9 protein-coding genes and 3 pseudogenes are annotated in these 13,389 nt (G+C 38.5%); 7 read left to right on the forward strand and 5 right to left on the reverse strand.

Annotated features, from left to right (window positions below):
• Window positions 1–10: 10 nt before the first annotated feature.
• The 4 genes and pseudogenes from AC2SLO_RS11690 to AC2SLO_RS11705 form a co-directional block, all read right to left on the reverse strand.
• A pseudogene (locus AC2SLO_RS11690) lies at window positions 11–115 on the reverse strand (IS982 family transposase); the annotation flags it as partial.
• Between the two features lie 574 nt (window positions 116–689).
• Window positions 690–1,103: an ExbD/TolR family protein gene (locus tag AC2SLO_RS11695; RefSeq protein ID WP_486541655.1), complete on the reverse strand. Its 414-nt coding sequence runs from the start codon at window positions 1,101–1,103 to the stop codon at window positions 690–692.
• Window positions 1,103–1,774 (reverse strand): MotA/TolQ/ExbB proton channel family protein, encoded by a 672-nt coding sequence (locus AC2SLO_RS11700; protein ID WP_486541653.1) that lies wholly within the window; start codon window positions 1,772–1,774, stop codon window positions 1,103–1,105. Before AC2SLO_RS11700 ends, AC2SLO_RS11695 begins: the two co-directional genes overlap by 1 nt.
• Window positions 1,775–1,796: 22 nt before the next feature.
• Complete coding sequence (locus AC2SLO_RS11705) at window positions 1,797–2,819, reverse strand: energy transducer TonB (RefSeq protein ID WP_486541651.1); 1,023 nt, start codon at window positions 2,817–2,819, stop codon at window positions 1,797–1,799.
• Window positions 2,820–3,115: 296 nt separating this feature from the next.
• Here AC2SLO_RS11705 and AC2SLO_RS11710 point away from each other — a divergent pair.
• The 6 genes and pseudogenes from AC2SLO_RS11710 (at window position 3,116) to AC2SLO_RS11735 (ending at window position 10,688) form a co-directional block, all read left to right on the forward strand.
• A pseudogene (locus tag AC2SLO_RS11710) lies at window positions 3,116–3,721 on the forward strand (IS982 family transposase).
• Window positions 3,722–4,077: 356 nt separating this feature from the next.
• A protein-coding gene (locus AC2SLO_RS11715; protein WP_486541649.1) for an IS5 family transposase occupies window positions 4,078–4,826 on the forward strand; the annotation gives its coding sequence in 2 pieces (ribosomal slippage) (window positions 4,078–4,399 and window positions 4,399–4,826; 750 coding nt in all).
• A 91-nt stretch (window positions 4,827–4,917) separates the two neighbouring features.
• Window positions 4,918–8,241, forward strand: a complete 3,324-nt coding sequence (locus AC2SLO_RS11720) for a TonB-dependent hemoglobin/transferrin/lactoferrin family receptor (RefSeq protein WP_486541647.1) — start codon at window positions 4,918–4,920, stop codon at window positions 8,239–8,241.
• Window positions 8,242–8,550: 309 nt separating this feature from the next.
• A pseudogene (locus tag AC2SLO_RS11725) lies at window positions 8,551–9,431 on the forward strand (IS982 family transposase).
• 311 nt (window positions 9,432–9,742) lie between these two features.
• The gene (gene rpsU, locus AC2SLO_RS11730; protein WP_007394316.1) at window positions 9,743–9,958 is read left to right on the forward strand and encodes a 30S ribosomal protein S21; all 216 of its coding nucleotides are present in this window, start codon (window positions 9,743–9,745) and stop codon (window positions 9,956–9,958) included.
• Between the two features lie 280 nt (window positions 9,959–10,238).
• Window positions 10,239–10,688: a GatB/YqeY domain-containing protein gene (locus AC2SLO_RS11735; RefSeq protein ID WP_486543742.1), complete on the forward strand. Its 450-nt coding sequence runs from the start codon at window positions 10,239–10,241 to the stop codon at window positions 10,686–10,688.
• A gap of 78 nt (window positions 10,689–10,766) precedes the next feature.
• Here AC2SLO_RS11735 and AC2SLO_RS11740 read toward each other — a convergent pair whose 3' ends face one another.
• Window positions 10,767–12,437: a M48 family metalloprotease gene (locus AC2SLO_RS11740; RefSeq protein WP_495637077.1), complete on the reverse strand. Its 1,671-nt coding sequence runs from the start codon at window positions 12,435–12,437 to the stop codon at window positions 10,767–10,769.
• Between the two features lie 481 nt (window positions 12,438–12,918).
• Between AC2SLO_RS11740 and AC2SLO_RS11745 the strand changes: the two genes are divergently transcribed.
• The gene (locus tag AC2SLO_RS11745) at window positions 12,919–13,296 is read left to right on the forward strand and encodes a sulfurtransferase TusA family protein (protein WP_486543740.1); all 378 of its coding nucleotides are present in this window, start codon (window positions 12,919–12,921) and stop codon (window positions 13,294–13,296) included.
• Window positions 13,297–13,389 lie beyond the last annotated feature (93 nt).

Below are 13,389 nucleotides of genomic sequence, written 5' to 3' on the forward strand. Positions count from 1 at the left end.
ACCGCGATGGTCTTAATCGCTTTGCGCCGTTTTCGATAAGATACTGTTCAAACTCTGGTTTGAATGCTTGGTAAAAATCGTCAATATGGCAGTATAATTCGGTTAGGTTGTCGATGTAAGAAGTCCTCATTGCGAAGTTTGTCTTGGTAAACTTACTTTAGCAATTTTGGACTTCTTTTTTTATAGTCTTTTCTTATCCCGAATTCATGATGTAATATGCACAAAACCCTTTCTAATGTCGTCTCTTGTCAGCTAAAATCTTTGCCCACTCCGGCTTTTATATCATATTTTTTAAGCCGTAAATGCTTTTCCACCCCTGAATAAACCTGAGTGTCTGTGTTCACACCATTAACTATCACTGTGCTATTTACAAGCTCTGTCCTACTGCCATCTTCATGATAAGTAGCAATATTTCAGCGGGGAATATCTAATTGATATCCTACTACCTTATCAATAGGATTAGTATCATCTGGCTTATCAGAGTCTGTATCCTCATTCCCAGAAGGCTTATTTCCATCTTAAGGTGCAAACGACTTGTTGTATTCTGGAACAATATTAGTATCAAAGCTTCCCCCTCCACAAGCAGTTAATAAAACAGGAAGAATAAACACTAAGCCTCTACTATTAAAGAGAACACGCATAGATTTAATTCCTAAAGAGAATAAGACTTTCCGACTCAAACATCAAAATTATTTATTAACCGTCACAAAACCAATTTTTTTTAAACCCGCATTCTGAGCAGATTCCAAAACTTTAACAATATTGCGATATTCCACGGCAACATCAGCAGAAATAGCAACCACTGTATTTTCATCTTGATTAAATTGCTGTGCAAAATAAGCATCTAACTCATCATTGTTCATAATTTTTTCACCCACATAGATACCAGATGAATTGATGGCTACTCTAGAAATATGTTTAGGTTCATTCTGCTGTTCGACATTTGCGGTAGGCAGCTCTAATGGAATTGACTGAGTTAAGACTGGCATAGTAATCATAAATACAATCAACAAAACCAACATAACATCAACAAGTGGTGTCATATTAATCTCCGACATCAGCCTCTGAGAAGCAGAAGATTTATTAAATGAACCAAACGCCATTAGACTTTCTCCTTATGATTTAGTAAATAAATATATAAATCATGAGCAAACGCATCTAAATCTTCTGAAAGGTTACCATTTAAACGTGTGATAGCGTTATAAGCTAACACCGCTGGTATGGCAACAAATAGCCCTAATGCGGTAGCAACTAATGCTTCGCCGATGGGGGCAGACACGGTGGCAATGCTAACTTGCCCCTGTTGGCTTATATCCATTAATGCATTAAATATCCCCCAAACCGTACCAAATAACCCAACAAAAGGAGCAACTGCACCAATAGAAGCAAGCGTGACTAACCCTGATTCAAAAGGACGCATTGCCTGCGTAATCGCATTGCTAATGTTTAATTTAAGATAGTCTTTAAGTGATAATTGGGCTTGTAAACCGCCAACACTTTCTTTGTCTTGTTGATATTTTAGGTAACTTGGTAATACTTTTTTTAGTACACAGGCAATAACAGAAGCATCATTATTTATGGCATCTTGTACAGCTTTGATGTTATTGGCTTGCCAAAAATTGTCTAACATACACTTATTTTTAGCTCTCATGCCCTTAATTTTAATTAAACGTATAACAATGACACTCCAAGAAATGATACTCATTAAAACCAGAACAAGGAAAGAGATGTGTAACACCGCATCTTGTTGCTCAATAATATGCATTAAATCCATAACAAACCTCTAAAAAATAAGATTAAGCGGCATTACCGCATTTAAAATTAATTGTAAAAACAACATCACTTGCCACAGGTTGACCATTTGATTTTCCTGGGCTATAAATATGATTTGAGGCAATACGTTTTGCCTGGTTATTCAAGCGTTTTACATCAGATGGTGATACAATCTGCACATTTTGCGCTTTACCCTGCTCATTTACAGACACTTTAAGCGTTACTCGTCCTTCATCATCGGCTTCATCAGAGATGTCGGAACAAGCCCCTTTCATTGCGCTGCCATACCCTGCCCCTAATGATGCTTCTGTGGTGCTATTAGCTTGACTACCACCTTGAGATGATGCACCACCACTATTTATACCACCTTGAGATGATGCATTACCACTATTTGTACCACCTTGAGATGATGCATTACCACTATTTATACCACCTTGAGATGATGCACCACCACTATTTGTACCACCTTTCCTCCCGTTTCCTGCTACTGATCCAACTTTATCGCCACTTGGCGGTTCATCTTGAGATGAGGCTTTACCACCAGCCTGAGAGATAGGTTTGGTTGGTAAATTAGAGATATTTTTGCTAGGATTTTCAAGTCCAAATCCATTTTTAGTCTCTTTTGACTTAAGCGGATCAGGTAAATTTTTATTATCTGTTTCAATAGGTTCATAGTTTTGTGCTATGTCAGCTACATCATTTACCTGTGTTGATTTAAACTCTTGAGGCTTAGGTGTATATGGAGGCTTAGGTGTATGATCCTGAGGTTGCACTAGCCCTATTGATGGGGCGGAGTCTCTGATAGATTGTGATTGTGATTGTGTTTCTATTGTCATATCCTCAACAGCCCTTGCAGAGTCTAATCCCTCTATAGTATTTCCAAAAACAACCTCATCTAGATTCATTTCTATCATTTGTAAACTTTCGAAAGAATCATCAACTTTAACTTTTTGAAAAGAAGCTTGCGCAAGTAGCCACCCTAAAACAAAGTGAATAATAAGGACCACCAACACTATTAAAAAGGAACTAGTTCGACACTGTTTCATTTGTATTTGACCTATAACACTACAATCAATCGACCTTCGTAAAATCTAACTATTGAAAAGTAATAATTATTTAGATAATAATGATTCTTATTATTGTTTATAAAAAACGTTGCAAGTGTATATATTATTATAAGTAAAGTAAAGTAAAGTATTAGGGTGTGTTGACAATTACCGTAAATGAATAACAGTAGCTGCTAACTAACCTGAATTCGGGATAAGAAAAAGGTATAAAAAAAGAAGTCCTAAATTGCTAAATTAAGTTTACCAAGACAAACCTTGCAACGAGGACTTCTTACATGGACAACCTAACCGAACTATGCTGCCATATTGACGACTTTTATCAAACATTCAAACCTGAGTTTGAACGGCATCTTATCGAAAACGGCACAAAGCGATTAAGACCATGCAAGATAAGTGTTCACCAGAGATGATGACCATATTGGTACTGTTCCATCAACTGCGTTATCGGCAGTTCAAAGAGTTTTACTATTATCATATGCTAGGTATGATGAGACTCGGGTTCCCTAACCTGCCGAGCTATTCACGGTTTATTGAACTAATACCAAGAACTATCATGCCACTGTGTGTTTACCTTAAAGGATTGATGGGTACATGAACAGGGATTAGCTTTGTTGATGCTACCAAGTTGTCGGTGTGCCATAACAGACGCATATACCGTCATAAAGTATTTGACGGCATTGCTGAACAAGGTAAGACAAGTATGGGATGGTTCTACGGGTTTAAGCTTCATGCCATTATTAATCATAAGGGAGAGTTAAAGGCATCGCAGTATGGCAGGCTTTGCGACCAATTTATTAGCAGGATTGATTGCTTACTGCTGGTTTCCATATAAACCTACTTTAAAGAATGTGTCAGCTTATGGACAGGTCACTAAGCTTTAAGGGCTTTTAAGGGCTTATCCCGAATTTAGGTTCGTTTAGGTATTCGGTATTGGCGGCATGACATGAGTGACGGCTTAGGGTGAAGGTTTTTCGAGGGGCGATAGTTATACGGCGGTTGCTAGACTTGCTCTTACTACAGCTAATACGGATGTCTCAGTTGAAATAAGGCTTACCTGACTACTACTTTTGCCAGAAGTTACGGTAACTTTCTGTTAGATTTGCGTAAGTGCTATTATTGAGTTAACTTTTCTGTTATCGTACGCATTAATTTAAATGATAATAATAACTATTTAGGTTATCATTTAAAAGAACTAGGGTGTGTGGACATATAGCAAGAAATTGACAACTATACTCATATGACTAGACCAACATTAAGTGACGCCCAATGGGCAAAGATAGCCTCGCATTGTGCAGGTAAAGACACTGACGTAGGTAGAACAGCGGTAGATAACCGACTATTTATCGAAGCGGTACTATGGATTATCCGTACTGGCAGTCCATGGCGAGACTTACCGCCTGAATTTGGTGACTGGAGCAGTGTCAATAAGCTTTACCGTAGATGGGTAAAAAGTGACAGGTTTAGCAAGATATTTGAAGCTCTAAATGACCCAGATTTAGAGTATGCCATGATTGATGGCACTATCGTTAAAGTACATCGTCATGGGCAGGGTGCAAAAGGGGAGCTTGTCGTCAGGCAATTGGCAAATCTAGAGGCGGTATGACGACTAAAATCATGGCAGTGGTTGATGCGTTAGGTAACCTCGTTGATTTTACCCTATTAAAAGGACAACAGCATGATATGGCTGGTATTAAACCTTTGATCAAAGACAAAGAGTTTGGTGCATTACTTGCTGATAGAGCCTTTGATACTGATTGGCTACTGCTTGATTTAGAGGAGCGCGGTAGCAAAGCGGTCATACCTCCTAAACGCTCTTCTTTAAAGCAACGAGATTTCGATAAAGAGATGTACAAATGGCGTCATTTAATTGAGAACTTCTTTTGTAAACTTAAAGATTTCAAGAAAATTGCCATGAGTGCTGAGAAAACGGATGACTCATTTGCTGCTAATACCTACCTAGCTGCAACCCTTATCCATTTGCGGTAATTGTCAACACGCCCTAGTTGAATTTATATATTTATCAGAGACAATGCATATGCTAAAAGCTGTGCCTTTACGTTGATTAAGGATAAACTGAATGCGAAACAAAAAGCTCCAACTTTATATCATATTTTGTGTATTGTACAGTAACTGTAGTATTGCAGCAGAGACTCAACTGGCTGATGTTCATATTCAAGGTAATAAGAAATTACATAAAAAATCTACAGAGCTTACCGGTCTTGGTAAAGAAGTTAAAAGCTCTAAAGATCTAGATAAAGAAATGGTAATGGGTATTCGTGATTTGACTCGTTATGACCCAGGTATTGATGTTGTTGAACAGGGACGGGGCGCTAGTAGTGGTTACTCTATAAGGGGCATGGATAAAAACCGGGTAGGTATATCCGTTGATGGCATACCTCAATTATCACATTACACAGTTGAGCGTTTTGGAAAATCTGCCGCTAATGATATCTTCAGTGGTGCAATCAACGAAATAGAATATGAAAACATCAAAAATATCGAAATTAGCAAAGGTGCAAGTTCTTCTGATTTTGGCAGTGGCTCTCTTGGTGGTAGTATCAGAATGCAGACCAAAGATGCACAAGATATTGTTAAATCAGGAAAAAACTGGGGGTTAGATGTCAAATCTGCTTATAGCAGTAAAAATAGCAATTTATTAAATTCTATTGCTTTTGCTGGTCGTCATAAAAATGCTGATTTTCTGCTAATTCATACCCAAAAAGATGGCAAAGAGACTAAAGTACATGAGGATGTTTTGGATGAATCATTCGATGTTGCACATTCTCAATATTACTTTGTTGGTCCCGCATATGATGAGGAAGGGAATGAAACAGGCAAGGATAATACAAAATATTTTACCATTCAAGATGAAAACGGTAATCAATCTGAAAAATTTGTTGATGCACAATTTTTTCCTTCAAATTTTACTAGAAAAAAGATTAAGCTTGATCAACCAGAGCATTTAAAAACAGATGGATACTTAAAATGGTATCATGTCTGTGACCCACAATCTAAAGATTGTATAGGAGACAAATTAAAAAATAAAGTTCATGCTTATGAAGCTACTCCACAGCAATTAGGATGGCCATATTTGATTTATGAAAAAGAAGATAGTACTCCCTATACATATGAAAAAATTTTTGATAAAGACTTAACAACACGCGAAACTATTAGTGCTGAAAATTATACTGGCAAAGATAGCCCTACTCCTGATAAGTTGAATTATAATTCTAACTCTACATTAGCAAAATTTGGATATCAGGTTGATGATAATAAACGCATAGGTATTGTTTATGAAAACACAAAACAAAAATACAATATCAGAGATATGCACAAACCTGCTTATTGGAAACCAGATGAAGAATTTAAAAAACTAATTGGTCGTCGTGGCAAAGGTAATTATATAGCTCATTCTACTAATCCAGCTCATAACCTCATACTGCCACTGAGCGATCCAATATCATTGGCACGTGCTGAAACAGATCCGAATGTACGCGTTAATGATCCAACCAATCCTATTGTTAAAGTGTATGATTCAGACAAAAATGACTATATAGATCATTTTTTATATGTAAATAAAAATACTTTAAAAGATGGTAAACGTATACCGTACTACAAAACCGAAGTAGTTGATGGCGTAGAAAAACTTGTTGCTGTTGATTATTATTGGAACGAAAAACTTATTGATATAGTACCAGGAAAACCAATTATTCTTGAAGAAGGATTTAAACCTAAAGAAATAGGTCTCATTTCAAGTGACGTACATGGTACAAACTATCGTTATACTCGTTTAAGGCATATCGATGAAGTGCATAATAAAGAAAGGGCAGGCTTAACATTGCAACAAAAAGATTTAAAATTTTTTGATGATGTAAATTTCACTTATGACCTTCAGCGTATCAACACTAAAACAACAGAGCATATCCGTAACTGTTCTGAGTATCCGACTGTAGATAAAAATTGCCGTGCAACAATGGATAAGCCATACTCATATTATGAAACACAAACTCATAACTATGATGAGCAACATCATATCTTTAAAGCTGATGCAAATACCACATTTAATACAGGGTCATGGAAACATAGGCTGAATATATTAGCAGGTCATGATCTTGCAGATGCTAAGGTACAACGGACAAACTATTATGCTGAAAATGCTGTTGTGAGAATGGAGAAAATAGGAGGTAAGGGCACAAAAGACAATCCTTATGTTTATGTAGTCGATAAAGCATCCACAGGCTTATATACCACCAACAACTGCAGCAATGATACAAGTGCATCAGTAGGCTGTAATTCCTATGACTTAACCTCAAAAAATACCTTTATTGGATTTAATGATAAGATTAAAATCAATCCTTATTTAGACTTAGGCTTGGGTTTACGTCATGACCATCATAAAGTTGAGACCGATAGTGGATCAATTAATGCTGATTATAATAATCTTTCTTACAATGTTGGCGCAGTGGTTAAACCAACAAAAAATATCTTTTTATCTTATCGCATGTCTAATGGTTTTCGTGTACCCACCTTTCATGAACAATTTGGCTATGAGGAAGTAAGAAAGTTCCCTTATGCCAGCAGAAAGCTGTCTCCTGAAACAGTAATTAATCAAGAATATGGGCTTGGTGTGAAAGGCAATTATGGCTTACTTGAAATGAATTACTTTAATAATAAATATAAAGATCTTATTGTTGTGGGAAGATATGCAGGTTTTGATTCGGAAGATGAAGAGGCTAAGATCAATTATCGCAATTTGGAAAATGCCACTTTAGATGGTATCAATATTTATGGGCACTTAGACCTTAATAGTGTTTATAACAAGGTTCCAGATGGCTTATACTCTACCTTCCACTATAATAAACTAAAGGTAAAAGATCGTTATTTAAATACTCACGATAAAAAAGTAGAGATAGACGGTAAAATTTATGATGCTCAATTAGAGATATTGGGGTCTTCTTTTGAAGCTATTCAGCCTGCTAAGTTTACCTTTGGCTTAGGTTATGATAGTCCTGATGACAAATGGGGCTTGCAGGCAATGATGGTACATTCAAAAGCGAAAAAATACAGTGAGATACTCTCTAGTCGCAATACAAGTCGAGATTGTGTCGGGGAGTCCAAAAACGGCCTTTGTCTATCAGGAGAGTTCACAGAACCAGAAATACCCGTTGTTTATAATATACCCAAGGCATGGACAACCTATGATTTAATTGGTTACTACAAGCCAACAGATTATATGACAATTCGTGCAGGTGTATTTAATGTCTTTAATAAAAGATATACAACTTGGTCTGCTTTACGCCAAGTTTCCGAAAACTCTATTCATAAACCAGAAGGAAACAATTACAATTATTTAACTGCCCCAGGTCGCAACTTTTCACTTGCAGCAGAATTTAAGTTTTAATTAAAAGTTTTAATAAACATAAAAGTCTATTAAAGCAGTGGCATAATAGTCATTTTTTCAAACCCTGAGTTTCATCATGTTACCTAGATAAAATGACAATAAATATTAAAACGCGCAACTCATTATTATCAATGGGTTGCGCGTTTTTGTGAATGTAATAAAGTGTAGTGGTCAAGTATTTTTAGACAGTATTTAAGAGGTTTTGATTAAAACAACCTGAATTCGGGATAAGAAAAGAGTATAAAAAAAGAAGTCCAAAATTGCTAAAGTCAGTTTACCAAGACAAACCTTGCAACGAGGACTTCTTACATGGATAACCTAATTAAACTGACTGCTATATTGACGATTTTCACCAAGCATTCAAACCAGAGTTTGAAGGGCATCTTATCGAAAACGGCACAAAGCGATTAAGAGCATGCAAGATAAGTGTACCAGAGATAATGACCATATTGGTACTGTTTCATCAACTGCGTTATCGTCAGTTTAAAGGTTTTTATTATCATCATATGATCGGCATGATGAGACGTGAGTTTCCTAACCTACCGAGCTACTCACGGTTTATTGAACTAATACCAAGAACGATTATGCCACTGTGTGTTTACCTTAAAGGATTGATGGATACATGCACAGGGATTAGCTTCGTTGATGCTACCAAGTTATCGGTGTGCCATAACAAACGAATCTATCGTCATAAAGTATTTGAAGGCATTGCTGGTCGAGGTAAGACAAGTATGGGGTGGTTCTACGGGCTTAAGCTTCATGCCATTATTAATCATAAGGGAGAGTTAGTAGCGGTGAAACTAACCCCAGGTAATGTCGATGATAGAGAGCCTTTAAAACAAGGCATGGCAGATAACTTGTTCGGCAAACTGTTTGGTGATAGAGGCTATGTGAGTCAAGCCCTAAAAGATAAACTCAAAGAGTTTGACATAGACTTTACCACCAAACTACGCAGAAACATGAAAGAACAACAACTTGAACCTTTTGATGAGGGCCTACTGAATCAACGCTCTTTAATTGAGACGGTGTTTGATGAACTTAAGAACTTGTGTCAGATTGAACACTCAAGGCATCGCAGTATGGCAGGCTTTGCGACTAACTTATTAGCAGGATTGATTGCTTATTGTTGGTTTCCACATAAACCTACTTTAAAGAACGTGTCAGCTTATGGACAGGTCGCTAAACTTTAAGGTTTTTTAGGGGCTTATCCCGAATTCAGGTTAAATAGACATATTTACCAATAATTTATTTACCCCAATTAAAGAGAACTAAGTAATCTTACTTTATATCGCTCACACCATAAGCCCTGCTTTATATTGACAGCGCTGTTATTTTTTAGTATAATTTCGCTCTTAAATCTAATATACCCTATTAGGATTATTAATTTTATCCTAGTAATAGCTGATGCCGCACCCTGATGAGACACTGCGGCTAATATAAACCACACAGCATTACTAATGTCCTTAGTCTCTAATTTCCACTACTTATTTAAGGAGTCTGCATGCCTTCAGTTAAGGTTAAAGAAAACGAACCTGTTGATATCGCTATCCGTCGCTTCAAGCGTGCCTGCGAAAAAGCTGGTGTTTTGTCTGATGTACGTAAACGCGAGTTCTATGAAAAGCCTACGCAAGAGCGCAAGCGTAAAAAGGCAGCCGCAGTAAAACGCTATAAAAAGAAATTACAACGCGAGTCTATCCGCACAACTCGTATGTACTAATCAATACTTAATTTGTTTTAGAGCGGATTTTAGTTAAGTGTGATATCGCTGCTTGCCGGCTTAAGCGCTTGATATATTGATTAAAAGACCACCTTATTTTGTCGTTATTATCACAGCTTTGTGATGACCTCGGCATAATATAGGTGGTTTTTTTATGTTAAACTTTTAGTCATTATCGAGGTTAATCATTTAAACTAATGATGGTTTTAACGGCCTCCTCTCCATCATAATAAAAACATTAGAAGCAGATTAGCTTCTAGTATAAATACAGGATACTCTCATGAGCGTATTAAAAAATACCATTACTGAGCAAGTCAAAACCTCTATGAAGGCGCGTGAGCTTGATAAAGTCAAAGTGCTTCGTAACATTCAATCTGTGATTAAGCAAATTGAAATTGACCGCCAAATTGAGCTAGACGATGCCGGCGTATTGGAGATTTTGCAAAAACAGCTAAAACAGCGCCAAGAATCACTTAATGTGTTCCAAGACAACGGCCGTGATGATTTGGCTCAAAAAGAGCAGTTTGAGATTGATATCATTAATGACTTTATGCCGCAGCAAATGAGCGAAGAAGAATTAGCGGCCTTGATTAACGATGAAATCAGTGCGCAAAGTGCCAGCTCAATGCAAGATATGGGTAAAGTGATGGGCGCATTAAAAGCAAAAACAGCAGGACGCGCCGACCCTGCCGTGATGTCACAATTGGTTAAAAAAGCATTAATGGGCTAACATTATCCATTTGCGACTTCACTTATTGAATAGCTATAGGTTGAATATCAGCAACCCAAATCCATTAAACTCAAGCAGCTAAGGACGGAAGTCTTTGGCTGCTTTTATTTCTACAATCTCATGTTTTACGGTTGCTAGTAAGGGGGCTTTGTTAAAGCTGCCTACCTCACTTGGCTTCATATCATCAATCAATGTTTTGGCTTGCTGTACTGAGACCAAAGCATCTTCATATTTGCCACGCCATAACTCACCTCGTCCGCGGTAGCGCAGCGCATTAATGGTAGCAATATCGCGCATCAGCCGTTTTTGCTGGGTATTGCCCTGAGTATTCGGGTTAAGCGCCATCAATTCATAAGCACGCTGCATCCGAAACAAGGCTTCAACATCATAAGGTCGACTATTAATCACAGGCTTTAACACCTTAATAACCTGATCGTATTTGCCATTTTGAAGCCAAGCATCTGATAATAATAGCTTCACATCACGACGCTCGGGATATAGGTTGTAGTAGGGCTGCAGCACTTGTTCAGTGATATCCCATTTACCACGCATACCGGCTATCTCAGCCTCAGTAATGGCCAGTAAAATATCAAAAGCAACTTTGTCAGATTGCTCTTTGGGCGCCGGTAACTGCTTTAGCTTATTCAGCGTTTTTTCGGCATCACTGTATCGACCTTGCGATCCGTACCAATAAGCGAGCGCCATGGAAGCACCTGTATTATGCGGTGCTGCAGCTATTAGCTCACCTTGATTGCTCTGCTTGGTTAGTACCTTTGCCCGCCACTTTAATAAATCAAAAGTTAACGGGTCGCTTTTCTTATGTAGACTAATATTGTCATAGCTGTTGGCACGGCTCTGTGCTTCACTCAAGCGCTCTGAGCTTAAGGGGTGAGTCATGATAAAGCTAGGCAGATAAACATCTTTACCTCTATTGAGCTGCGTTTTTTGATTTAAAGTCGCAAAAAATTTCGGCATCGCTCGCGGGTCATAACCGGATTTGGCCATCAGCTGCATACCAATGCGATCTGCCTCTCGCTCATTACTGCGGCTAAACGCCATTTGGCTGTTTAGTGCAGCTGTCTGACTGCCCATCATGACTGCAGTAGCGGCATCACCACCGCCAGCGGCAGAGGCTGCAATCGCGGCAAGCATACCGCCAATTTGCATCATCAAGGCTTTTTTATTGGCATCGTCACGGTGTTCATAATGGCGCTGACTTAAATGCGCCACCTCATGCGCCACCACACTGGCCAGCTCATCCATGCTGTTGGATTCGATAACTGTGCCCGTGTGTATACCCATCACCCCGCCGGGTATGGCAAAAGCGTTAATGGTTGGGTTATTTAGTACCACGAGGGCTAACGGTGCTTGCGTTCTGGCTTGTGCATTAATACGCCACACGAGAGTCTCTAATTGCTCTTGCATCCACGGATCACCCAACATAGGCGCACTTCGGCTTAATTGCTGCAGCGCCCACTCGCCCAGTATTTTGTGTTGATTGGCTTCCAAAAACCGGCCGCCACCGCTGCCTAAATCTGGCAGCTTAAGCTCCGCAGACTTCGAGCTGAATACTGAACTACTGCCTGTCGCCCAAGGGCCAACAGATGTATTACCAAACGAGTTGGATGCATCATTGGATGAATAGCCAGATGAAGCATTAGACGAATAATTCGATGAATAATTTTGCCACGCACTACCTTGTGCAAATCCGCCCTCAGCATACCCTATACTTGACAAGGCAAGCAACACACTACCTCCCAAAACCCTAGACACAGAGGTTAATGAAAGACGATTTTGGCGCGATACCTTAGAGGGCTTAAATGCGTTAGTAGAATTAGGACGCGGTGATAGAGAACTCAATATGTCTTCCTTGTGTTTATCTTAACGGGTTTTCTAACTAGCTTTGGACGAGAATTGACATTGCATTTGGTAGTTATATGCAGGCTAAATATGACGTTAGTTGTAACGCTTACCATTACGCTTAGTACTGTATGTCATCATTTTTGATACGTGCGCTTAGATGTTATCTACGCACTTTGATGATACCATCATAACCAGACAATATTATGCCATCATGTCACCGGTGTAATTTTTTATAATTAGCATTAAGCGCATTGTGTATAGGTTGCAGCCTGATTAAACCACCACCAGTTGAATGATGTCATAACCAATAAATAATAGATAAATAACGCTGAAAATTAGCCTTTTCAATAAGAGACACTTTGATATTATGATTGATATTAATTTAGCAGATAAAGAGCAAGAAACGCTATTAAAAACTCAGCTAGAGACGCTTAGTGATACTGAGCAACAAACACTTGAGTCTGGCTTAGAAAACTCACAAATCACGGCCTTGGTCGATGGCCGCGGACTGGCGTGCCCTATGCCGCTGCTTAAAACGAAAGTTGCGCTGCGCTCTGTTGAGCCTGGCGATAGTGTTTATGTGTTGGCCACTGACCCAAACTCGCGGCACGACTTGGATGCATTTTGTAAACAAGCTGGTCTAAATATGATCTTAAACACCCGTTCTAAATCGCCTGTGTCCGAACGTTTGGAAAAACTCGATACAATCTTTCACCTCATCATTACTAAAACACATGGCAACTAGTCGTTAGTATCCTTTACAATAGACCCCAATAAAGTTATTACTTGCAAGGTCAAAATATGGCTACTCCTAAAAAAACTAAAAAAGAGTCTGTAA

This window comes from Psychrobacter sp. CX14, from assembly GCF_057396205.2.